Origin of the sequence: Streptomyces sp. NPDC005648 (assembly GCF_040605395.1) — a bacterium.
GTDB lineage: Bacteria > Actinomycetota > Actinomycetes > Streptomycetales > Streptomycetaceae > Streptomyces.
In genome coordinates, this window is sequence record NZ_JBEXCS010000126.1 from 1 (window position 1) to 22,616 (window position 22,616).

Sequence of the window (22,616 nt, forward strand, 5' to 3'; positions counted from 1 at the left end):
GGCTGCCGCCCCCAGACCCCCGCTTCGGCCTGAACGGCCTCGTCCTCAAACTCCCCCAGAGGGGGCACCCCCAGACGGGCTGGACATGGCCGGCCGGGCTGTGAAGAGATCGGTTGACCACGGGGAAAATCCCGTCGCACTCCAGGGCAACCCACTCGTATCCCGGTGAGTCGTAAAGGGCGACATGCAGGGGGGATCTTCACCCCTGCACTCTCTTCACCGTCAGCTGCCCTTCCACTCCCCGGAGTCGACGTGTCCGAGTCCGTTGTCGTGCCCAGAGTCCGGAGTGCTGTCGCGGTCGCCGTCGCGGTGCTCGCCGCGATGGCCACCGTGTCGCCCCTCGCCCATGCGCGGGACTCCGTCGTCAAGAGCGTGCGGCAGGACTTCAACGGGGACGGGTACGAGGACCTGGCCACGGGGGCGCCGTACGCGAGTGTCGGCGGACAGCCGGGCGCCGGTTACGTGGCCGTCGTGTACGGGTCGGCGCATGGACTGAATCTCGCGAGCAAGAAGGTGTTCACGCAGGCCACGGCCGGTGTGCCCGGTGCTCCGGAGGCGGGGGACGCGTTCGGGGCGCATCTGGTCGCCGGTGATCTGGACGGGGACGGTTACACCGATCTCGTCGTCCCCGCGGCGGGGGAGCGGTGGACGCGGGACGGGGTCGCCCGCGAGGGCAGTGTCACCGTGCTGTGGGGCGGCCGGCGCGGGCTCTCGGGCGGGACCCTGCTGCCGGGTGCCCTCGTCGACGGCTTCGCGCGGGTCGTCGTGGGCGATTTCGACGGTGATGGTCATGCCGATCTGGCGGGGCCTTCCGAGGTGGAGTTCGGGCCGTTCGGGCGGGGTGGGGTGCCTGCCCGTGAGCAGGGCGTCTCCTTCACGGACGGTGATGTGAGGGTGCTGGACGTGGCTGTCGGGGATGTCGACGGTGACGGGATCAGCGATGTCGTCGTGCTCACCGGGCCGTTCGACTGGGACGACCCGGGTGACGAGAACTCCGGGCACAACCTCCTTTATCTGCACGGCTCTTCGAGCGGCCTTGCCCCGCTCACCCGTCTGAAGGACGGGGCGGGCCGGGACATCGAGGGCGGTGAGAGCCTCGCGCTCGGTGATGTGAACGGGGACGGGCGGGACGACATCGTCTTCGGGCGGCCCTTCGTCGCCCACTCGGGGGAGGGGGCCGTCGATCCGAGCGAGTACGGGGAGCGGGTCGGAGTCGTCCTCGGCACGACGCGGGGGCCGCGGGCCGCGGAGCCGCTGACACTGGACCAGGACACGCCCGGCGTTCCCGGCGTGGTCGAGGCGGGCGACCGCTTCGGGGCGGATGTCGCCGTGGGCGATGTGAACGGTGACGGGTACGCCGACATCGTGGCCGGGAGCCCCGGTGAGGACTTCTCCGGCATCCGGGACGCGGGCACGGTCACCGTCATTCCCGGCCGCTCGGGTGGACCGACCGGCGTCGGCTCGAAGGCCTTCAGCCAGAACACCTCCGGTGTGCCGGGCACCGCCGAACGCTCCGACCGCTTCGGCGAGGCACTCACCCTCCTCGACCTCGACGGCGACCACCGCGCGGACCTGGTCGTCGGGGCTCCCGGCGAGAACTCCGGTGCGGGGGGCGTGTGGGCCTTCCGGTCCGCCGCCTCCGGGATCACCGCCGCCGGCTCCCTGTCCTTCGGTGCCGGGCGACTCGGCACCGATCCCCGACTCGCCGGTCTCGGCGGCGAGTTCACCGACCGCTGACCGCCGCCTTCCGGCGGCTCTCCCCCCACCTGCTCAAACGACGGTTCGACACGACAGGAGCGAGGGGCACTGAGATGAACAGACGAACAGGCGTGTGGCGTACGGGACTTGCGGTCGTCCTCGCGATCACCGGGGCCGCCGCCCTGCCGGCCGCCCATGCCTCGGCCACCGCACGGACCACGACGGCCCGGCCGCAGGACGATCCGCGGGACGGCTTCAACCGGGACGACTTCAACGGGGACGGGTACTCCGACCTCGCTGTCGCCGCGCCCTCGGCGACCGTCGGGGGCAGGAAGGCGGCGGGGTATGTCGCCGTGGTCTACGGGTCGGCCAGGGGGCCGAAGACCTCGGCCAAGCAGGTGTTCAGCCAGAACACCGCCGGTGTGCCGGGGAGTTCGGAGAGCGGTGACCGGTTCGGCAGCGCGCTGGGCACCGGTGATCTGGACGGTGACGGTTATGCCGATCTCGTCGTCGGGGTGGGCGGGGAGGACACCTCGGCGGGGATCGACGCCGGGCTCGTCGAGGTGATCTGGGGCGGCGCCAAGGGGCTGTCCGGCGGTGCCACGCTGGCCGGGGGGAACGCGCGCGACGCGCTGGGGGCCAAGGGGCACCTCGCCGTCGCGGACGTCGACGGGGACGGCGGCCAGGACGTCATCACCGTCCAGAACGACCACGACCTGCGCGTGCTCGGCGGGCCCTTCGCCCGGGACGGCTCCACCGCGCACGGCGGTCAGGTCGTCAGGGACCGCTTCGACAGCCGGGTCCTGGACCTCGCCACCGGTGATCTGAACGGCGACGGCGTCACCGATGTGGCCGCGGTCGAGAACGACGGCGACGAGTGGGACGCCCGCCACATCGTGTACTGGACCGGCACCACGGACGGGCTCACCCCGTACACACTGGTCCACGACATCGACGGCGCGGCCCTCCAGGGCGGCGAGAACCTCGACATCGGGGACGTGAACAAGGACGGCTACGACGACCTCGTGGTCGGCCGGGCCGTCGACGGCGCCGACAGCGACGAGGACACGCCGTACGCCAAGGGCGGCCGTATCACCTGGGTACCCGGCACCGCCGACGGGCCCGACGGGACACGGGCGAAGTTCATCTACCAGGACACCCCGATGGTGCCGGGCACCGCCGAGAAGGGCGACTACTTCGGGACCGATGTCTCGGTCGCCGACGTCGACGGGGACGGGTACGCCGACATCGCGGCCGGTGTGCCCGGAGAGGATCTCGGCTCGATCGCCGACGCGGGCAGCGTGGTCGTCCTGCGCGGCACCGACACCGGCCCCACCAGCAGCGGTTCCGTGGGGTTCAGCCAGAACACCAGAGGCGTGCCCGGCACCGCGGAGAAGGGCGACGCCTTCGGTGCGGCCACCCGTCTGGTGGACCTGGACCACGACGGCCGTGCCGAACTCCTGGTCGGCGCGCCCGGGGAGAACGGCGGCCAGGGCGGGGTGTGGGTGTTCCGGGCCGACGAGCACGGCATCACCGCGGCCGGCTCCCGCACCTTCGGCGCCGGCACGCTGGGCACCGTCGCGGCGGGTGCCGCGCTGGGCTCGGGGTTCGACGACTGAGCGGCCGCGGTCGCCTCGGCCGCCGAAACCACTGAGCGGCCGTCAGACACGTTGCTCTTGACGCGTTTTAGCGGGCCCGTTGCGACAAGATCAGGTTCATCCTGTTGTTCCCGTGTCGCAACGGGTCTTCTGTTGTCTGCCTATTTGTCATGCACGCGAAGGCTCGAGTTCAGCGGGCGGACCGACCCGGTGCGTGAGCTTGCACGAGTCCAAGAGGCCAGCGAGGTAAGGGAGTTCGACGATGACCGGAGCAAACTCGCCCGACCGACGCCGCTTTCTGACCGCCGGTGCCGCCGTCCTCGGCGCCGCCGCCTCCGCCCAGCTGTGGTTGCCCGGCACCGCCCGAGCGGCCGAACCCACCCTGCCCGACGGGGTGTTCAGCCTCGGGGTGGCCTCCGGCGACCCCCTGCCCGACGGCATCGTCCTGTGGACCCGGCTGGCCCCGGACCCGCTCCACGGCGGGGGCATGCCCGACGAAGTGGTCCCGGTGCAGTGGGAGATCGCCGAGGACGAACGGCTGAGAAAGGTCGTCCGCCGGGGCGTCGCCCAGGCCCGGCCCGAGTACGGGCACAGCGTTCACGTGGATGTACGGGGACTGCGCCCGGACCGCTCGTACTGGTACCGCTTCCGCACCGGTGGCCAGATCTCGGCCCTCGGCCGTACCCGCACCGCGCCCCACCCGCACAGCAAGGGCGGCTCCCTGCGGATCGCGCTGGCCTCCTGCCAGAACTGGCAGAACGGCTACTTCACGCCGTACGCCGACATGCTCGCCCAGGACCCCGACGTCGTCCTCTTCGTCGGCGACTACATCTACGAGTCGGCGCCGTCCTCCGCGGGTCCGCGCCGGCACGAGGGCACGGGGGAGCCGTACACCCTGACGCAGTACCGCAACCGGTACGCGCAGTACCGCACGGACCCCGACCTGCTGGCGATGCACGCGAGCGCGCCCTGGGTGGTCACCTTCGACGATCACGAGGTGGACAACGACTGGGCGGGCGAGATCCCGCAGGACCCCGACAAGCAGCCGCACGACGCGTTCGTGGCCCGGCTGACCGCGGCCTTCCAGGCGTACTACGAGCACATGCCGGTGCGGGCCTCGGCCATTCCCGACGGTCCGCACATCCAGATGTACCGCCGTCTGGAGTTCGGCCGGCTGGCGCGCCTCAACGTGCTGGACACCCGGCAGTTCCGCAGCGACCAGGTGACCAGCCAGGCGGCCGCCGAGGACCCCTCGCTCACCATGCTCGGCGCCGAGCAGAAGCAGTGGCTCCTGGACGGGCTGCACGACTCGCCGGCCCGCTGGAACCTGATCGCCTCGCAGATCATGATGGCCGAGACCGACATCCTGCCCGGCGAGGGCAAGCTCTGGTACTACGACGCCTGGGACGGCTACCAGGTCGAACGCAACGCCCTGCTCAGGGAGTTCGCCGAGATCCGCAACCCGGTCGTGCTCAGCGGCGACCGGCATCTGACGATGATCAGCGATCTGAAGACCGACTACGGCGACCCCGGCTCCCAGGTCGTCGGCGCCGAGTTCGTCGGTACGTCCATCTCCAGCAACGGCGACCAGGACCAGGCCGCCTTCCACGCCCAGTGGGACCCGCTGAAGGCCGACAACCCGCACTGGAAGGTGATCGACGCCCACCGCGGCTACCACCTCTTCGACATCGACCGGCACGGTATCGACGCCCAGGTGCGGGTGGTCGACACGGTGGTGCGGCCGACGGCGACCCCGAGCACCTACGCGCGGCTGCGGGTGGAGGCGGGCAGGCCCGGCGTCGAGGAAGTGTGACCGTTTCCCGGAAGACGTCACGCTTTTCCGGAACATGAAGCCTGTGGGGCGGGGGCCTGGGACTCATCCGTGTCCCAGGCCCCTCTCGGGTAAGCCCCAGGTGAGCCTCTTACCGTCCGGATCGTGGAGCGGTGGGCCCGGGCGGGCCGGGGCCGGGCGGGGCACCGTGGTCGACGACCGGGACCGGGGCGGGCTGATGCGCGCCTTCGAGACACTGCTCGGGCTGCCGGAAAATCTGCTGCAACCGGTTCCGGACGCGGCGAATCGTTCCCTTACCCTTGCCGAGACCGAAATGCTGCGGAATCTTAACAAGGAATTCCGTGGCAATGGACTCCAGGACGAGCTCTATTCCAAGTTGGTCCGTAACGGAGCGGTCATGCATATGAAGAATGCGTGCAGCCCGACCTCGCCGGACGTGAAGATCCGCACCCCCGCCTGGGCGGTCGGGGCGGCGGCCGGGATCGGCGCCGAAATGGCCGGGAACATCGCCCGGACGGGCGTACGGATCGTGGGAGATCTGTCGCTGCTGTCCGCCGCGCCCCAGGCCGTCGAGCCGCTGCCCGAGGAGCCGCGGATCGCGCCCGAGGTGGCCGCCCAGGCGCTGTACGGAGCCCTCGCCGCGGCCGCCGCCGCACCTGTGAGACACACCACGCCGGCGAAAGCGCGCAGGGTTCACCAGACCTCTTCCAAGGAACTCGTGAAGGTGCTCGGCCACCGCTGTCCGAAGAAGCTGCGGTGGCACTGACTCTCTGTGCAAGGTGAATGACAGGTGGCGCGCACATTTGCAGCGAACGGCGCTCACCTTGCACAGCGGTTACCGCAAGTGGGACCATTTCCAGGTTCCCTGTCGCCCCAAGGTAGGTCCTCTGTGTCCCAGCACATAGCCAAGCCCCGTACCACCGCAGTGATCCTGGCCGGTGGTACCGGCCAGCGGGTGGGTCTTTCGATCCCCAAGCAGCTGCTGAAGATCGCCGGCAAGGCAGTCATCGAGCACACCCTCACGACCTTCGAGAAGGCCGACTCGATCGACGACATCATCGTGCTGATGGCGCCGGGCTATGTGCCCGACGTCGAGAAGATCGTCGCCAAGGCCGGCTTCACCAAGGTCAAGAAGGTCATCGAGGGCGGTTCGACCCGGAACGAGACCACCGAGCGCGCCATCGAGGCCCTCGGCGAGGGACTCGCGGACGGCGAGGACCTGAACGTCCTCTTCCACGACGCCGTACGCCCGTTGCTCTCGCAGCGTGTGATCGACGACTGTGTGGTCGCCCTGGAGCGCTACCAGGCCGTCGATGTCGCCATCCCGTCCGCGGACACCATCATCGTGACCCGCACGCACGGTGAGGACGGCGAGTTCATCACCGAGATCCCGGACCGCTCCCGGCTGCGCCGCGGCCAGACCCCGCAGGCCTTCAAGCTGTCCACGATCCGGCGGGCCTACGACGTCGCGGCCGGCGATCCCAACTTCCAGGCCACGGACGACTGCTCGGTCGTGCTCAAGTACCTGCCGGACGTGCCGATCCACGTCGTCGCGGGCGACGAGTACAACATGAAGGTCACCCAGCCGGTCGACGTCTTCATCGCCGACAAGCTGTTCCAGCTGGCCTCCACGGCCGCGCCCGAGCAGGTGAGCGAGGAGGCCTACCGCGAGCTGCTCACCGGCAAGACGGTCGTGATCTTCGGCGGCTCGTACGGCATCGGCAAGGACATCGCCGAACTCGCCCGGTCCTACGGCTCCGCGGTGTACGCGCTGGGCCGCTCCACCACCGGCACCCATGTGGAGAACCCGGAGGAGGTCGACGACGCGCTGTCCAAGGCGTACGCGGAGACCGGCCGGATCGACTACGTCGTCAACACGGCCGGTGTGCTGCGCATCGGCAAGCTGGCGGAGACCGACAACGCGACCATCGAGGAAGCGCTGAAGGTCAACTACCTGGCGCCGGTGCAGATCGCCCGTTCGGCCTACAAGTACCTGGCCGAGACCAAGGGCCAGCTGCTCCTCTACACCTCCAGCAGCTACACCCGCGGCCGCGCCGAGTACAGCCTGTACTCCTCGACCAAGGCCGCCATGGTGAACCTCACCCAGGCCCTGTCCGACGAGTGGGCCGGCGACGGGGTCCGCGTCAACTGCGTCAACCCGGAGCGCACCGCGACCCCGATGCGCACCAAGGCCTTCGGCCAGGAGGCCGCGGGCACCCTGCTGTCCTCCGAGGCGGTCGCCCGTACCTCGCTCGACGTGCTGCTGTCCGAGCTGACCGGGCATGTCATCGACGTACGCCAGCAGGACCCGACGGCGGGCGCCGCCAAGGCCTCCGGCTTCGAGCAGGCGCTGGCCTCGGTGCTGGACGTCCAGGACGGCGTGTAATAATCGACGGTAATTAGTCTTCCGTTATTCAGGCCTCTGCTTTCCGGTGTTAATGCGGTGCTGTCAGCACAGTCCATCGCATTGCCCGGGCCTTCGCAGAGGCCTGAATACATTCAAAAACCGGCAACCCCTCCCAGAGCAGGTTATCCGTGATATCCACCGCTATTCGCGTCGCCCGGGTGGGCAGCGCGGCCGAGCTGGCCGCGGCGGTCCTCATGATGCTGGGCTTCCCGGCCATCATGGTGGCCGCGCTCGTCCCGAGCGTCTACGCCTTCGCGGCAGCGGCCGCCGTGACATACCTGGCCGACCACTATCTGCACCGCAAGGGCAGCTATCTGGTCAACCGCCTGAGCAAGGTCAGAGCGGGCCTGTCGATCCGCTTCCTGATCAGGGAGCTGCTGCTCATCCTGCTGCTGGCCCGGCTGGACCTCGCGAACAACCTGATCTACTACGGCGCCATCGGCTGCTTCATCGCCTTCTACGGCCTCCAGGCCCCGCACGGCGCCGAGGTCACCCTGATCCGCAACCGCCGCCGGATGCCGGTCGCCACCCGCAACGTCGACCTGAAGTCGCGCCTCCACATCCCGGACGCACCGCCGTTCGGGATGCTGGACCGCTCGGCCGAGAAGATGCTCCACCTCGACCTGGCGGCCGTCGTGGGCCTCCTGATCTCGGCCGAGGCCGGCTCCTCGCTTGCCGGTTTCATCGGCATCGGCATCACCCTGGGCCTCGGCAGCCTGTACGTGCTCGCACTGGTGCCGTACGTCCGCGGCAACAAGATCCCGCCGGACGCGGACACCGTGCTGGCGGCCGTCGACGACTGGCTGCGCGAGTACAAGCCGCAGACGCTGCTGTACTTCTCCGGCTCCAAGGACTCCACCTACCAGGTCAACATGTGGCTGGAGACGATGGAGCAGCTCGACTCCCGGCCGCTGATCATCCTGCGTGAGCGGATCATCCTGCAGACCCTGGCGCCCACCACGGTCCCCGTCATCTGCGTGCCCGGCGGGGTGCACCTGATGAACATGGACCTGTCGACGGTGCGGGTCGCGCTGTACGCCGCCAACGTCGGCAAGAACATCCACCTGCTGCGTGTCCCCACCATGAAGCACGTCTTCATCGGCCACGGCGACAGCGACAAGCTCGCCAGCGTGAACCCCTTCAGCAAGGCGTACGACGAGGTGTGGACCGCCGGCCGCGCGGGCCGCGACCGCTACGCCATCGCCGACGTCGGCGTCCGCGACGAGGACATCGTGGAGGTCGGCCGCCCGCAGCTGGCGCCGATCCAGGGCTGGGAGGGTGTACCGGAGGGACGCATCCCGACCGTGCTCTACGCCCCCACCTGGGAGGGCTGGGACGGCGACCCGGGCAACACCTCGATCATGCTGGCCGGCGCGAACATCGTGAAGAAACTGATCAAGGCCGACCCGCCGGTGCGCGTCCTCTACAAGCCGCACCCCTTCACGGGCACCGTCCTGCCCAAGGCCGGCTCCGCGCACCGCAAGATCGTGGCGCTGGTCGAGAAGGCCGCCGCCGAGCGGGCCGCCGACCCGCGCTTCGCCGCCGACGCCGCCGCGCAGACCGAGGCCAAGGCCGAACTGGCCCGGATCGAGGCCCGGCTCGCCGAACTGGCCGGCTCCACCGGTGAGAAGGGCGACGAGGCCGAGGCCACCCGGGACGGCGTGGTCGACGTCGAGAAGCACGAGGAGATCGCCCGGCTGCGCGACGAGTGGAACGACGCGTACTGGCGCTCCTTCCCCCACTGGGAACACCGCGTCATCGAGGGCGCCGAACCGCCCCTGTTCGACTGCTTCAACCTCTCCGACGCGATGGTCTCCGACATCTCCAGCGTGGTCTCCGACTTCCTCGCGAGCGGCAAGCCGTACGCGGTGACGGACTCCGCCGGACTGGGCGTCGAGGAGTTCAAGCGGCAGAACACCGCGGTCCGCGCGGCCACGATCCTGTCCAACTCCGCGGCGGAGATCGGCGAGTTGCTGGCCGCGGTCCGTGATCCGGCCGCCGATCCGCAGGCGGACGACCGCAAGGAGCTCAAGGAGTACCTGCTCGGCCCGGACGAGCCGGCCTCCATCGAGCAGTTCAACACCGCGGTCGCCGACCTGGCCCTGAAGGCCGAGACGCGCAACCTCGGCCAGGAGTCGCGGGCCGCCGCGGCGGGCACCCCCGGCGCCGACGAGCTGTCGGACGCCCTGTCGGCGAAGCCGCCCACCGTGTGAAAACGGTGAGAAGGGCCCGGTTCTCGAGGAGTGATCCTCGAAAACCGGGCCCTTCTTACGTATGTACGGGAACAGCCCGTCGTACGTACGGGTAACAGCCCGTGACAAGGGGGAGAAGTGACCCTGGCGCAGCCTGATGTGACGGTCGTCATCGGGGCCTACGAAGCGATGCCGTACCTGCTCGAGTGCCTGGCCTCCGTCGAGGCGCAGACCATCGGCGCGGGGCGCATCGAGGTCGTGGCGGTGGACGACGGCTCCACCGACGGCACGGGGGAGTGCCTGGAGGAGTTCGCGGCCCGCGCCGCCATGCCGGTCACGGTGATCCGCCAGGACAACTCCGGCGGCCCCAGCGGCCCCCGCAACGTCGGCCTCTCCAAGGCCGCCGGACGCTATGTCTTCTTCCTGGACGCCGACGACCGGCTCGGCTCCGAGGCGTTGGAGCGGATGGTCGCGATGGCCGACCGCAACGGCACGGACGTCGTCCTCGGCAGGGTCGAGGGCGTCAACCGCAAACCGCCGCAGGCCATGTGGGGCCAGACCCTCGACCGTACGGACGTCTTCTCCTCCAACATCAAGTTCACCCTGAGCGCGCAGAAGCTGTTCCGCCGGACTCTGCTGGAGCGGAACGGCATGCGCTTCGACGAGTCCCTGTGGACCGGCGAGGACGCGCTGTTCACGATGGAGGCCTATCTGCGGGCCGACGGCGTCTCCGTCATCGCCGACCACACCTGCTACTACCTGGTCGGCCGGGACGACGGCAAGCATGTGACGAAGACGGGCAGTTACACCCTGCGCTTCGACTCCGCGCGCGCCCTGATGCGGCTGATAGCCGACATGGTCCCGGCGGGCGAGCGGCGCGACGCGCTCATGCACCGCCCCTTCGTGGTGACGCTGTCACCGCAGTTCGGGGCGAAGTACGCCAACGACAGCGAAACGATACGGCGGCACAAGTTCGAGCTGGCCAAGCCGCTGATGGAGGAGTTCTGGACCGAGGGCGTGGCCCGGCGCCTCAAGGTCGAGGAGCGGCTGCGGCTCCATCTGGTCGCCGAGGAGAAACCCGAACTCCTGCTGCCCGTGGTGGAGTTCGTCAAGGCGAAGCAGAAGCCGGCGGTCCTCCTGGAGAAGCGGGGCCGGGAGGCCTACCTCGCCTACCCGCACTTCCGCGACACGGCCGCCGGCGTCCCCGACCGGGTCTACCTCGCCCCGCCGCGCGAGGCCCGCGCGTTCCCCGGCTACCGCGAGCACTCACCGCTGGCGGTGTTCCGCCGGGCGGCCGGCAAGGCACGCAGAATGCTGAAGGCCCGGGCGGCGGCGGGCGGCGGGCCCCGGACACCACGTGAGCAACCGGTTACCTGACGTCTTTCCGGGAACTGTCACGTCGGTCCGGGGACGGTGACGTCCGGGGACTGGACCGACGCGCGCCGTCCGTGCCGCTTCGCGTAGATTGCCTGCGGGTACCCGCAGCGTGCGAGGGGACGGAAGAAGCAGGTGGCAGGGGCAAGGCAGGGCGTGGCGGAAGCCCGCAGGATCGTCGTCAAGGTGGGTTCCTCGTCGCTGACCACCGCCTCCGGCGGTCTGGACGCCGACCGCGTCGACGCGCTCGTCGACGTCCTCGCCAAGAGCCGCAGCGGCGGGGAGCGGGAGGTCGTGCTGGTCTCCTCCGGTGCCATCGCCGCGGGCCTCGCCCCCCTCGGCCTGCGCCGCCGCCCCCGCGACCTGGCCCGCCAGCAGGCCGCGGCCAGCGTCGGCCAGGGCCTGCTCGTCGCCCGCTACACCGCCTCCTTCGCCCGCTACGGCGTCCGGGTCGGACAGGTCCTGCTGACCAGCGACGACATGAGCCGTCGCGCCCATCACCGCAACGCCTCGCGCACCCTCGACAAGCTGCTCGCGATGGGCGCGTTCCCCATCGTGAACGAGAACGACACCGTCGCCACCGACGAGATCCGCTTCGGCGACAACGACCGGCTCGCCGCCCTGGTCGCCCACCTCGTCCACGCCGACCTCCTCGTCCTGCTCTCCGATGTGGACGGCGTCTACGACGGCGACCCCAGCAAACCGGGCACCTCGCGGATAGCGCGGGTCAGGGGGCCGGAGGATCTCGCTCACGTCGAGATCGGCAGCGCGGGCAAGGCCGGCGTCGGCACCGGTGGCATGGTCACCAAGATCGAGGCCGCCGGGATCGCCGCCGCGGCCGGCATCCCCGTGGTCCTCACCAGTGCCGTGCACGCGGCCGAGGCGCTGGCCGGCGGGGACACCGGGACCTACTTCCACGTCACCGGCAAGCGCTCCGCGGACCGCCTGCTCTGGTTGCAGCACGCCTCCACCCCGCAGGGCTCGCTCACCCTGGACGACGGGGCGGTACGGGCGGTGGTGGAGCGCCGCAAGTCGCTGCTGCCGGCCGGGATCGCCGCCGTCGAGGGCGAGTTCAGCGCCGGGGACCCCGTCGAGCTGCGGGACGGCCGGGGGCACGCGGTGGCCCGCGGGCTCGTCAACTTCGACGCCAAGGAGATCCCCCAGCTCCTCGGCCGCTCCACCCGGGAACTGGCCCGCGAGCTCGGCGCCGCGTACGAACGAGAGGTCGTCCACCGCGACGACTTGGTGATCCTCCACCCCTGACCCGTGCCGGCCAACCCGTCGGCACACGGCCCCCGCACTCCCGGACCGAAACCGGGTGGGACGCCCGTTTCATGGGCCGCCCTGAGATGGACGTTCCACGCTGCGTTGCCCCGGCGGCGACCCCCGGATCCCTGGCCGGCTGGTGTTGCCCGGGGTGGCGACCCCCGGGCCCCCGGCCGGTTGTGTTGCCCGGGGTGGTGGTCTTCGGGTGTCGGCCGAAAACGGGGGGAACGCCCGTTTCAACGGTCGCCCTGAGGTGGACGTTCCGCAAAACCGCCCCGCGAACCCTTGCGGCCTGCTCAACTTTGACTCGGGGACCCGTTCCGCACGAGCGCCGCTCGACCGTCGCGCAAAGGAGGCCGTCGTGAGACGAGTACGCCCTGGGGCGGCGGCGTCCCGCGGTGGCCTGACCAGCGTCACGGCCGGAGAGACCTACGAGGAGCCCGCCGACCTGCCCCGCCTGTGGCACGTCACCCTCAGCGTCTCCGGCGAGGAGGCCCCGCTGCACGAGGTGCGCCGCGGCCTGGAACAGCTGGCCCACGACCACCCCTTCCTGCTCACCAGCAGATACGCGAACGACCACGCGGAGATCCGCTACTGGGAGGAGGCCCGCGATCTGCACGACGCGGCCGCCGTCGCCCTGCGTCTGTGGGGCGAACACCGCCAGACCGCGAAGCTCCCGCCGTGGGAGATCGTCGGCCTGGAGGTCATCGACCGCGAGACCTACCACCAGCGCATCGCGGAGGGCTACGGCCCGCCTCCGGCGACACCTGTCGGAGTTCACCCCTTTTGAGCCCGTCTCGGGGTGTGGAACGAAAGGTGGACGGCCGGCCCCGGCGCACTACCCTTCCCTCATGACCACGCTTTCGCCGTACGACTCCATGTCCCCGGTCACCCGGGCCGCCTACCGCGCCAAGGCAGCCGCCGCCGACCTCGCCCCGCTGCCGCGCGCGGTCAAGGACGACGCGCTGGCCGCCATCGCGGACGCCCTGGAGGTCCGTACCAGCGAGATCGTCGAGGCCAACGCCAAGGACATCGCCAAGGCCCGCGAGGCCGGCACCAGCGAGACCGTCATCGACCGGCTGACGCTCACCCCGGAGCGGGTGCGCGCCATCGCCTCGGACGTACGGGACGTCGTGGCGCTCCCGGACCCGGTCGGCGAGGTGGTCCGCGGCTCGACCCTCCCGAACGGCATCGACCTGCGCCAGGTCCGCGTCCCGCTCGGCGTGGTCGGCATCATCTACGAGGCCCGCCCGAACGTCACCGTCGACGCCGCCGCCCTCTGCCTCAAGTCGGGCAACGCGGTCCTGCTGCGCGGCTCGGCCTCCGCCTACGAGTCCAACACGGCCCTCGTGCGGGTCCTGCGCGACGCCGTGGGCGGCGCCGGGCTGCCCGCCGACGCCATCCAGCTGGTGCCCGGCGAGAACCGCGACAGCGTCCGTGAGCTGATGCGCGCCCGGGGCCTGGTCGACGTCCTGATCCCGCGTGGCGGCGCCTCCCTGATCCAGACCGTCGTCACCGAGTCCGTCGTCCCGGTGATCGAGACCGGCGTCGGCAACTGCCACGTCTACGTCGACGCCCACGCCGACCTCGACATGGCCATCGACATCCTGATCAACTCCAAGGCCCAGCGGCCCAGCGTCTGCAACGCGGCCGAGACCCTCCTGGTCCACCAGGACATCGCCCCCGAGTTCCTGCCCCGCGCCCTGGACGCCCTCGCCGAGGCCGGCGTGACCGTCCACGCGGACCCGAGGGTGCTGGCGTACGCGAAGGACTCCAAGGCGACCGTCGTCGAGGCCACCCCGGACGACTGGGACACCGAGTACCTCTCGTACGACATCGCCGCCGCCGTCGTCGACTCGCTGGACCGGGCCGTCGACCACATCCGGCTGTGGTCGTCCGGTCACACGGAGGCGATCGTCACCACCTCCCAGCAGGCCGCTCGCCGCTTCACCCAGTTGGTCGACTCCACCACCGTCGCCGTGAACGCCTCCACCCGCTTCACCGACGGCGGCCAGTTCGGCTTCGGCGCCGAGATCGGCATCTCCACCCAGAAGCTGCACGCGCGGGGCCCGATGGGCCTGCCGGAGCTGACGAGCACCAAGTACATCGTCACCGGGGACGGCCATGTCCGCCGCTGACGGACACCGGCGGCGGCGCCCGTGAGGGCCGTCTCATCCAGCGGATGAATTTCCATACCGTCTGCCCAAATTGACCCCCCAGGTCTACTCTGGATCCGTGCCGGAGGACGTGGGGGGCACGCCGTTCCCTGACGGCTGGGAGCCCGACGACGACCACGACCGCGGGGTGTCGGACGAAGAGTTCGCCTCCGTGGTCTTCGACGAGGCCTTCGTACGGGCGGCCGTGGTGCACGAGCCGACCGCCGTCGAGCGCCTCCTTGCCGCCGCCCAGGCGAGAGCCGAGGCCTCCGAGGCGGAGGCCCGCCGGGCCCACGGACGGGGCGAGCGGTACGAGGAGGGGTACGACCCCTCCGGTTTCGGCCATGATCCCGACCTGGACGACCTGGATGACACCGATGTCCTCGAGGGCCGCTACGGCGCCCCGGGCACCTACGGAAAAACGGTCCGCTGGCATCGCCCGGTCGCCTGGATGCTCGCCCTCGTGATGGGGATCGGCATGGTCGCGCTGGCTTTCGCGGCCGTCTACCGGGGCGCCTCCTCGGGCACCCGGGACCAGGTTCCGCCGCCCGCCTCGACCGGACTGGAGCAGGGCAGCGCGGCGCCGCCGTCCGCCTCCGCCGACACCTCCCAGCCGGCCATCCCGGTGATCCCGCGTACCCCCTGAGCGGCGCCCCGGGCGATCTGCCCGCGCTCACTTTCGATCCTGGTGAGAACCTGTCAGAACTTGTCGTGTACCAGGGCGTTTACCGGGGCTCTCGGAGACCTACCCTGAATGTATGGGCGGGCCTGGAGAGCCACCTGAGGGGACACCCGAGGGCGGTCCCGGAGGTGGAGAGGACGAGTACCGATCCGTCGTCTTCGACGAGTCGTTCGTCCGTGCTGCCCGTCTCCAGGAGTTCTCCGCGCAGGAGCGCATGGCCGATCACGCCCCCGCGGTGCGCCGCCGCCCGCCCCTTCGCCGCGGCCTGTCACGGCAGGCCCTGGTCCTCGTCCTCCTGATCGCCCTGGCCTTCGGCACGGCGATCTACATGGGTGTACGGCACCCTTACCAGACCCCGGCCGCCCAGCAGCCCGTGGAACCCCTGCGGATGACCGTCATCCCGCTGTCCCCGCAGGGCAAGGTGCCCGGCGCGACCGATCCCGAGTACCTGTACGCGCACAGCCCCGCCGCGCAGTTCCGGATCGGCGCCGAGGGCATACCGCTGCCGGCCGCCCGGCGCACCGCGCACTTCTCGGACAGCCAGGTGGTGGCCGCGCTGACCACGGCCAAGGACTACCTCGTCCGCTCCTCGCTCTACCCCGAGGTGATCGGCGGTCAGGACGTCCGCCCGGCGCGGGTCCTGCTCGACGGCGCCCAACTCGACCAGTTCGACCAGAGTTTCGCCCGTCCGACCGCCGACGGGCGTCACCAGCCCACGGGTTGGCTGGTTCGCTTCGACCAGACCCGCGCCGAACTCGCCGACTCCCGGATCCGCGTCGAGGGCACCCTGCAGGTCGCGGAGACCGACTCGGCGACGCTCGAGGTCACCGCCGACCACACCTTCGTGTACGCCCTGAAGGCGACGGGTTCCGGTGCCGAGGCCCAGGCCTCGCTGTTCACCGTCCGCCGTGAACTGCACTTCCGCTTCGACCGCGACGACCTGCGGCTGCACCAGGCCCAGCTGATCGTGTCGTACGTCCAGGCGGGGCCGCTGTCCTGCGCGGAGGACTCGACGAACCACTTCCGCCCGCTGCTGGCCGGCCAGACGGCGAAGGCGGGGGGCCCGGCGGGCACCGACCCGTACTCGACGGACGGCGCCACGGCACTGTGCGGTTCGCTGGCGACGAGCGCCGAACCCAAGGTGTGACAGACGCACGAGCCGACGGGAGGTTTCCGCCCCGCCGGCCCCGCTGCCGGTCCTCGCCCCGCTGTCAGTCCTCGTCCCGCCGCGTCTCGTCCGTCGGCGGCTCGTCCGTGGGCGCCGAACCGGTGAAGCCGTCGAAGCCGCGCCGCACCCGGCCCCCGATCCCCCCGGCGCCGCCCGCGATGTCGCTGACCAGCTTCATCAGGGGGTCCTTGGAGCTCTTCACATTGCTCGCGTAGCTCGCCGCCGACTCCCGGAACGAGTCGGACACCGAGGTGTCCTTGTCCTCGGCCCGGCGCGGGTAGTGGCCGTCCATGATCCGCTGGTAGTCCCGCGACTCGGACCACTTCTTCAGCTCGGCCGCGCGGATGGTGGTGAACGGGTGGGAGCGCGGCAGCAGGTTGAGGATCTTCAGCACGGAGTCGCGCAGGTCGCCGCCCGCCTCGTACTCCTCGGCCTGCTTCAGGAACGCGTCCACGTTCATCTGGTGCAGATGGTTGCCGCCCGCGATCTTCATCAGACCGCGCATCGAGGCCTTCAGGTCCTGCCCGACCAGCAGCCCCGCCCGGTCGGCCGACAGCTCCGACTTGCGGAACCACTCCCGCAGCGCCGTCACGATCGCCATGATCGCGAGCGTGCCCAGCGGGATCCAGGCGACCCGGATGGCCAGCTGGGTCAGGAACAGCAGGATCGTGCGGTACACCGCGTGCCCGGACAGGGCGTGGCCCACCTCGTGGCCGACGACCGCCCGCATCTCCTCCTCGTCGAGCAGCTCGACCAGACCGGTGGTGACGACGATGATCGGCTCGTCGAGGCCGATGCACATCGCGTTCGGCTGCGGGTCCTGGGTGACGTACATCGGCGGGACCTTCTCCAGGTCCAGGATGTAACAGGCGTCCCGCAGCATGTCGTTGAGGTGGGCGAACTGCTGGTCCGAGACACGCACCGAGTCGGACAGGAACAGCAGCCTGAGACTGCGCTCGGGCAGCAGCCCGCTGAGCGCCTTGAAGACCGTGTCGAAACCGCTCAGCTTGCGCAGCGCCACCAGCGCGCTGCGGTCCGCCGGGTGCTCGTACGCACGCGAGGAGATCCCCGGGAAACGCCTGCGCTGCCTGCTCGGTACCTGCTCGTGTCCGTTGTGCTCGTGGCCGTCGTCGGACATGTCTTCCCCCATGTGCGTGTGAGTGGCCCTTTGCGGACCCTTGTGCGGCCCTTTGCGCCCCCGAAGCAAGCCCCAGCCTAGGCGGAGTTACCTTGGACGGGCACTACACCGAAGGAGAGTCCCGCACCATGGAGCACATCCCAGCCGCCTGGATCACCGCGGCCGCCGGCGTCCCCCAGCACCAGGGATCGGGGTACCTGCTCCGGGTCGTCCTCGTCGTGATGATCGTGGGTTGCGCGTTGACCGGGTGGTTCCTGCTGCGTGGCTACAAGCGGAAAGACGACTGAGCGTGCCTCGGAGTTCCCCGGCGCCGTCCCCAACGGCGGAGTCGGCGTGATCGCCCGCCGGGCCCCGGCTTACGATTGAGCCGACATCTTTATCCCGCCCACCGGATAGGTCCTGCCGAAGATGAGCATCCACAGCACCGCTGCCCAGTTGGTCACCCTCGCCGAGGCCGAGGGCGGCAACCACGAGAGCCTCAACCCGGCGGTCACCGGCGGCGGCGCCCTCGTCATCCTGCTGCTCCTGCTGTGGATCACCACCCGCTTCAACCGCGACCGCTGAGTCCCGGGCCGGGCCGGTAGGGTCTGCACGCATGGGAGAGCAGGACATGCCTACCGGTCCGGCGAAGGACGCGGCGAACGGCACGCGGCCCCGCCTGTTGAACGGCGCGGGCGGTGGCCCGTCGAACCCCGGCAAGCGCCGCCTCGGCGTCATGGGCGGAACGTTTGACCCGATCCACCACGGGCACCTCGTGGCGGCCAGTGAGGTCGCCGCGCAGTTCCACCTGGACGAGGTGGTGTTCGTACCCACCGGCCAGCCGTGGCAGAAGACACACCGCCATGTGTCCCCGGCCGAGGACCGCTATCTCATGACGGTCATCGCGACCGCCGAGAACCCGCAGTTCTCGGTGAGCCGGATCGACATCGACCGCGGCGGCCCGACCTACACCGTGGACACGCTGCGCGACCTGCGCGCCCTCAACCCCGACACCGACCTCTTCTTCATCACCGGCGCCGACGCCCTCGGCCAGATCCTCACCTGGCGCGACTCGGAGGAGCTGTTCTCCCTCGCGCACTTCATCGGCTGCACCCGCCCCGGCCACCCGCTGACCGACCACGGCCTCCCGGAGGGCGGTGTGTCGCTGGTCGAGGTTCCGGCGCTGGCCATCTCCTCCACAGACTGCCGTGCGAGAGTCGCCAAGGGTGACCCCATCTGGTACATGGTGCCGGACGGAGTCGTGCGTTACATCGACAAGCGCGAGCTGTACCGCGGCGAGTGAGCCGAGAGGGGCGACCGGTGAACGACCGATACGACGCGGACCACGGCGACGACTACGCCGAGCAGTACGTACTCGTCGGCTACGACGAGTACGGCCGGCCCGTCTACCGCCAGGCCCCGCCGCAGCAGGCCCCCCAGCAGCAGTACGACCCGTACGCCCAGCAGCCGCAGCAACAGGGCTACGGCTACGACCCTTACGCCACCGGCCCGCAGCAGCAGCCGCAGGGCTACGACCCGTACGGCACGGGCCAGCAGCCCCAGACGCCCTCCTACGACGCCTACGCCCCCGGCGCGCCGCAGCAGGCCGCCCCCGCCGCCCCGTACGACCCCTACGGCCAGGCCGCGAGCAGCGGGCGGCAGCCGCGGGTCGCCGAACAGACCGCCTACATCCCGCAGCAGGGCGGTCCGGCCGAGGAGCCCGCCGCGCCCGATCGTCCCACCGAACGGGACTACCGCACCGAGCAGTTCGCCTTCGTCGAGGAGCCGACCGACGACTCCGAGGACGTCATCGACTGGCTGAACTTCACCGAGAACCGCACCGAGCGCCGCGAGGAGGCCAAGCGCCGGGCCCGCAGCCGGCTCATCGCGCTGGTGGTGGCCCTCGCCCTGGTGGCGGTCGGCGGCGTGGGCTACCTCTGGTACGCCGGAAAGCTGCCCGGCCTGTCCAAGCCGTCGTCCAAGAAGGGCACGGCGACGGCCGCGGGCGCGCAGAACCGCGACGTGATCGTCGTACACCTGCACAACACCAAGAAGGGCGGCACCTCCACGGCGCTGCTCGTCGACAACACCACCACCAAGCAGGGCACCACCGTCCTGATCCCCAACTCGCTGTCCCTGACGGACGACGACGGCACCACGACCACCCTCGCCAAGTCGGTCGACGAGGACGGCTCCGCCGGCACCCGCGACGCCCTGGACACGGTCCTGGGTACCGACATCGAGGGCACCTGGCGTCTGGACACGCCCTACCTGGAGAACCTGGTCGACCTCGTCGGCAACATCGACATCGACACCGACGCGAACGTGCCCGACCCGGACGCCAAGAAGAAGGGCACCGCGCCCCTCGTCCGCCAGGGCAAGGACCAGACCCTCAGCGGCAGCGCGGCCGTCGCCTACGCCACCTACCGGGCCTCCGGCGAGGCCCAGAACGCCCAGCTGGAGCGGTTCGGCCAGGTCATGCAGGGCGTGCTGCGCAAGCTCTCCTCCGATCCGACCGGCGCGACCACCACCGTGCAGACGCTGGCCCAGATCCTGGACCCGCCGCTGACCGACAACGACCTCGGCGCCTTCCTCGCCAAGCTCGCCGACCTCGCCAAGGGCGGCGACTACAAGACGGCCCTGCTGCCCGTCCGGAACGACGGCACGCTCAGCGCGCAGGCCAGCGCGAGCGTCGTCAAGGACGTCCTCGGCGGCAGCGCCAAGAGCCCCGACCAGGGCTCCGTGGTCAGTGTCTCGGTGCAGAACGCCAGCGGGGTGAAGGACAACACCGAGAAGGCCCGGGTGGTCCTCGTCAACGGCGGCTACACCTTCCTGGACGGCGGCACGCCCTCCGCCGCCTCGGCGACGTCCAAGGTCGTCTACTCCGACGCCGCCGACAAGGAGAACGCCACCGAGGTCGCCAAGACCCTGGGCCTGCCCACCAGCTCCGTCAGCAAGGGCAGGACCAGCTCCAGCGCGGACGTCTCGGTGGTCCTCGGCCAGAGCTACAAGCCGTCGTCGGCCCAGTAGCCGGCGGGGCGCCCCGCGTGATCCGTTATTCACGTGGGGTGCTGTCGGCGGTCCGTGAGACCCTTGAGGTCAAGTGACCACCGACCGAAAGCCTCGTAGTGACCGCCACTGACCGCTCCATCGAGCTCATCCACACGGCCGCCCAGGCGGCCGCCGACAAGCTCGCGCACGACATCATCGCCTACGACGTCAGCGACGTCCTGTCGATCACGGACGCCTTCCTGCTGGCCTCCGCGCCCAACGACCGCCAGGTCAAGTCGATCGTCGACGAGATCGAGGAGCGGCTCCAGAAGGAGCTCGGCGCCAAGCCGGTGCGCCGTGAGGGCGACCGCGAGGCCCGCTGGGTCCTGCTCGACTACGTCGACATCGTCGTCCACGTCCAGCACAGCGAGGAGCGTGTCTTCTACGCGCTGGAGCGGCTGTGGAAGGACTGCCCCGAGCTGGAGCTGCCCGCCGACGCCAAGGCCACCCGCGGCAAGGCCGCGGAGCACGCCGAGCTGCGGGCCGCCGAGGAGGCGGCCGACCTGGGCGGTGAGTGGTGATGAGCGCCACAGGTGAGGTGAGCGAGGGCCGGCCCGGCCGGGGCCGCCGCGTCATCCTGTGGCGGCACGGCCAGACCTCGTGGAACGTGGAGCGCCGCTTCCAGGGCAGCACGGACGTCCCGCTCACCGAGACCGGCGTGGCCCAGGCCCGCCGGGCCGCCCGGCTGCTGGTGTCCCTCAAGCCCGACGCGATCGTCGCCTCCGACCTCCGGCGTGCCGCGCACACGGCGGCCGAGCTCGCCGCCCTCACCGGCCTGGAGGTCACCCACGACGAGGGCCTGCGCGAGACCTACGCGGGCGTCTGGCAGGGGCTCACGCACGAGGAGATCATCGCGCGCCACGGCGAGGAGTACGCGGCGTGGAAGCGCGGTGAGCCGGTCCGCCGCGGCGGCGGCGAGCTGGAGACCGAGGTGGCCGAGCGCGCCGCCCCGGTCGTCCTGAGGCACGCCGAGAAGCTCCCCGACGACGGCACGCTCGTCGTGGTCAGCCATGGCGGCACGATCCGCACCACCATCGGCCGACTCCTCGGTCTGGAAGCCCGCCACTGGGAGAGCCTCGGCGGCCTGTCCAACTGCTGCTGGTCCGTCCTCGGCGAGGGCGCCCGCGGCTGGCGGCTGCTGGAACACAACGCCGGCACCCTCCCGGAGCCGGTGCTGGGCGACGACGACTAGCGGATTTCACTTTCCGGCAGGTCGCAGGCTAGAGTTCTTCTTGTTCGCCCCCCGGGGGAGGAACAGAAGGACAAGGGGCTATAGCTCAGTTGGTAGAGCGCCTGCATGGCATGCAGGAGGTCAGGAGTTCAATTCTCCTTAGCTCCACTTGATCAGGATCCCGTCTCCACGCAGGAGGCGGGATCTTCTGCATGATGCTTGAGTGACTTCGGCCCGGGAGGCGTATACCTCTGTGGGAGGCGCGCCGTGTCCGGACTGGTACTGAGGCGTCGCTGACCGTATCGGCCCGGTCGTGGCAGAATCAAACGGCCGGAAGGGGGCGCGGCCCGACGGGAGGGAGCTAGTGATGCCTGCGAGCATCCTCGAGGAGGTCGGCCACCTCCTCGAAGCGGCGTCGACACGGGACACGGTGATCCGCCTGAGCTGCCCTTCCTGCGGTTCCGTCCATGTCGCCCAGGTCCTCGGCGACAACGGCGGGGTCTCCTACGTGTGCACGGCCTGCGGCCACAGCTGGAGCTGATCGATGGGTGCACACAGGCGGAAGTGCGACTGGTGCGGCAGTGGCACGCCCATTGTCCGCGACATGGAACCGGTCAACCCGGACTACCAGTACTGGTGCGAGGAGTGCGCGCGGGCGCTGATCATAAAAGGCGACCCGATCGAGACGTACCGCGAACTGGAGGGCGAGCCGATCTACGGCCGGCTCCTGGAGGAGCACTGCACCCTCAAGCGGTTCTACTCGTTCGTGACGGCCTGACGTCCGTGGGTCCGGGGCCGCCGGAAACGATTTGGTGTTCCACCCGGTGGACCGTGTAATGTTGGCGTCGCCGCCGGGGGAAACCCCGGAGGACCAGAGCAAGGGGCTATAGCTCAGTTGGTAGAGCGCCTGCATGGCATGCAGGAGGTCAGGAGTTCAATTCTCC

21 protein-coding genes and 1 tRNA gene are annotated in these 22,616 nt (G+C 70.4%); 21 read left to right on the forward strand and 1 reads right to left on the reverse strand.

Annotated elements, in window-relative coordinates; genetic code table 11:
* The first annotated feature begins 252 nt into the window (after positions 1–252).
* From ABZT17_RS41140 to ABZT17_RS41195, 12 genes are all read left to right on the forward strand, one after another.
* Positions 253–1,737 (forward strand): VCBS repeat-containing protein, encoded by a 1,485-nt coding sequence (locus ABZT17_RS41140; RefSeq protein ID WP_356357213.1) that lies wholly within the window; start codon positions 253–255, stop codon positions 1,735–1,737.
* A 74-nt stretch (positions 1,738–1,811) separates the two neighbouring features.
* Entirely contained in the window at positions 1,812–3,317 is a 1,506-nt protein-coding gene (locus ABZT17_RS41145) for a VCBS repeat-containing protein (RefSeq protein WP_356357215.1), read from the forward strand.
* Between the two features lie 241 nt (positions 3,318–3,558).
* Positions 3,559–5,109: an alkaline phosphatase D family protein gene (locus ABZT17_RS41150; protein ID WP_356357217.1), complete on the forward strand. Its 1,551-nt coding sequence runs from the start codon at positions 3,559–3,561 to the stop codon at positions 5,107–5,109.
* A 166-nt stretch (positions 5,110–5,275) separates the two neighbouring features.
* Positions 5,276–5,854 (forward strand): hypothetical protein, encoded by a 579-nt coding sequence (locus ABZT17_RS41155; protein WP_356357218.1) that lies wholly within the window; start codon positions 5,276–5,278, stop codon positions 5,852–5,854.
* Between the two features lie 123 nt (positions 5,855–5,977).
* Positions 5,978–7,474, forward strand: coding sequence for a bifunctional cytidylyltransferase/SDR family oxidoreductase (locus tag ABZT17_RS41160; protein WP_356357220.1), 1,497 nt, complete (start codon positions 5,978–5,980; stop codon positions 7,472–7,474).
* Positions 7,475–7,623: 149 nt separating this feature from the next.
* Entirely contained in the window at positions 7,624–9,708 is a 2,085-nt protein-coding gene (locus tag ABZT17_RS41165; protein ID WP_356357222.1) for a hypothetical protein, read from the forward strand.
* A gap of 117 nt (positions 9,709–9,825) precedes the next feature.
* Positions 9,826–11,064 carry a glycosyltransferase family 2 protein gene (locus ABZT17_RS41170; RefSeq protein WP_356357224.1) on the forward strand — a complete coding sequence of 413 codons (1,239 nt, stop codon included), beginning with the start codon at positions 9,826–9,828 and terminating at the stop codon, positions 11,062–11,064.
* A 153-nt stretch (positions 11,065–11,217) separates the two neighbouring features.
* Positions 11,218–12,324 carry a glutamate 5-kinase gene (gene proB, locus ABZT17_RS41175; RefSeq protein WP_356357245.1) on the forward strand — a complete coding sequence of 369 codons (1,107 nt, stop codon included), beginning with the start codon at positions 11,218–11,220 and terminating at the stop codon, positions 12,322–12,324.
* 364 nt (positions 12,325–12,688) lie between these two features.
* Positions 12,689–13,117 carry a hypothetical protein gene (locus tag ABZT17_RS41180; RefSeq protein ID WP_356357226.1) on the forward strand — a complete coding sequence of 143 codons (429 nt, stop codon included), beginning with the start codon at positions 12,689–12,691 and terminating at the stop codon, positions 13,115–13,117.
* Between the two features lie 61 nt (positions 13,118–13,178).
* On the forward strand, positions 13,179–14,465 hold the full coding sequence (locus ABZT17_RS41185; protein WP_356357227.1) for a glutamate-5-semialdehyde dehydrogenase: 1,287 nt from the start codon (positions 13,179–13,181) through the stop codon (positions 14,463–14,465).
* Between the two features lie 70 nt (positions 14,466–14,535).
* A complete protein-coding gene (locus tag ABZT17_RS41190) occupies positions 14,536–15,129 on the forward strand; it encodes a hypothetical protein (protein ID WP_356357229.1) in 594 nt (197 codons plus the stop codon).
* A gap of 112 nt (positions 15,130–15,241) precedes the next feature.
* Complete coding sequence (locus ABZT17_RS41195; protein ID WP_356357231.1) at positions 15,242–16,312, forward strand: hypothetical protein; 1,071 nt, start codon at positions 15,242–15,244, stop codon at positions 16,310–16,312.
* A 64-nt stretch (positions 16,313–16,376) separates the two neighbouring features.
* Here the strand turns inward: ABZT17_RS41195 and ABZT17_RS41200 are convergent, their stop codons facing one another.
* Positions 16,377–17,471: a M48 family metallopeptidase gene (locus ABZT17_RS41200; RefSeq protein WP_356357233.1), complete on the reverse strand. Its 1,095-nt coding sequence runs from the start codon at positions 17,469–17,471 to the stop codon at positions 16,377–16,379.
* A gap of 128 nt (positions 17,472–17,599) precedes the next feature.
* Here ABZT17_RS41200 and ABZT17_RS41205 point away from each other — a divergent pair, with 128 nt between their 5' ends.
* The 9 genes from ABZT17_RS41205 to ABZT17_RS41245 all read left to right on the forward strand — a co-directional run bounded on the left by ABZT17_RS41205 (position 17,600) and on the right by ABZT17_RS41245 (position 22,450).
* Positions 17,600–17,758 carry a hypothetical protein gene (locus ABZT17_RS41205; RefSeq protein ID WP_356357234.1) on the forward strand — a complete coding sequence of 53 codons (159 nt, stop codon included), beginning with the start codon at positions 17,600–17,602 and terminating at the stop codon, positions 17,756–17,758.
* Positions 17,759–17,879: 121 nt separating this feature from the next.
* On the forward strand, positions 17,880–18,035 hold the full coding sequence (locus ABZT17_RS41210; protein WP_356357236.1) for a hypothetical protein: 156 nt from the start codon (positions 17,880–17,882) through the stop codon (positions 18,033–18,035).
* 31 nt (positions 18,036–18,066) lie between these two features.
* Positions 18,067–18,753, forward strand: coding sequence for a nicotinate-nucleotide adenylyltransferase (nadD, locus tag ABZT17_RS41215; protein ID WP_356357237.1), 687 nt, complete (start codon positions 18,067–18,069; stop codon positions 18,751–18,753).
* 17 nt (positions 18,754–18,770) lie between these two features.
* Complete coding sequence (locus tag ABZT17_RS41220; protein WP_356357239.1) at positions 18,771–20,480, forward strand: LCP family protein; 1,710 nt, start codon at positions 18,771–18,773, stop codon at positions 20,478–20,480.
* Between the two features lie 98 nt (positions 20,481–20,578).
* A complete protein-coding gene (gene rsfS, locus ABZT17_RS41225) occupies positions 20,579–21,022 on the forward strand; it encodes a ribosome silencing factor (protein WP_356357241.1) in 444 nt (147 codons plus the stop codon).
* Positions 21,022–21,693, forward strand: a complete 672-nt coding sequence (locus tag ABZT17_RS41230) for a histidine phosphatase family protein (protein ID WP_356357243.1) — start codon at positions 21,022–21,024, stop codon at positions 21,691–21,693. Before rsfS ends, ABZT17_RS41230 begins: the two co-directional genes overlap by 1 nt.
* Before the next feature lie 74 nt (positions 21,694–21,767).
* Positions 21,768–21,840, forward strand: a tRNA-Ala gene (locus ABZT17_RS41235).
* A gap of 199 nt (positions 21,841–22,039) precedes the next feature.
* Positions 22,040–22,213, forward strand: coding sequence for a hypothetical protein (locus tag ABZT17_RS41240; RefSeq protein WP_356357244.1), 174 nt, complete (start codon positions 22,040–22,042; stop codon positions 22,211–22,213).
* A 3-nt stretch (positions 22,214–22,216) separates the two neighbouring features.
* Positions 22,217–22,450 (forward strand): hypothetical protein, encoded by a 234-nt coding sequence (locus tag ABZT17_RS41245; protein WP_003976229.1) that lies wholly within the window; start codon positions 22,217–22,219, stop codon positions 22,448–22,450.
* Positions 22,451–22,616 lie beyond the last annotated feature (166 nt).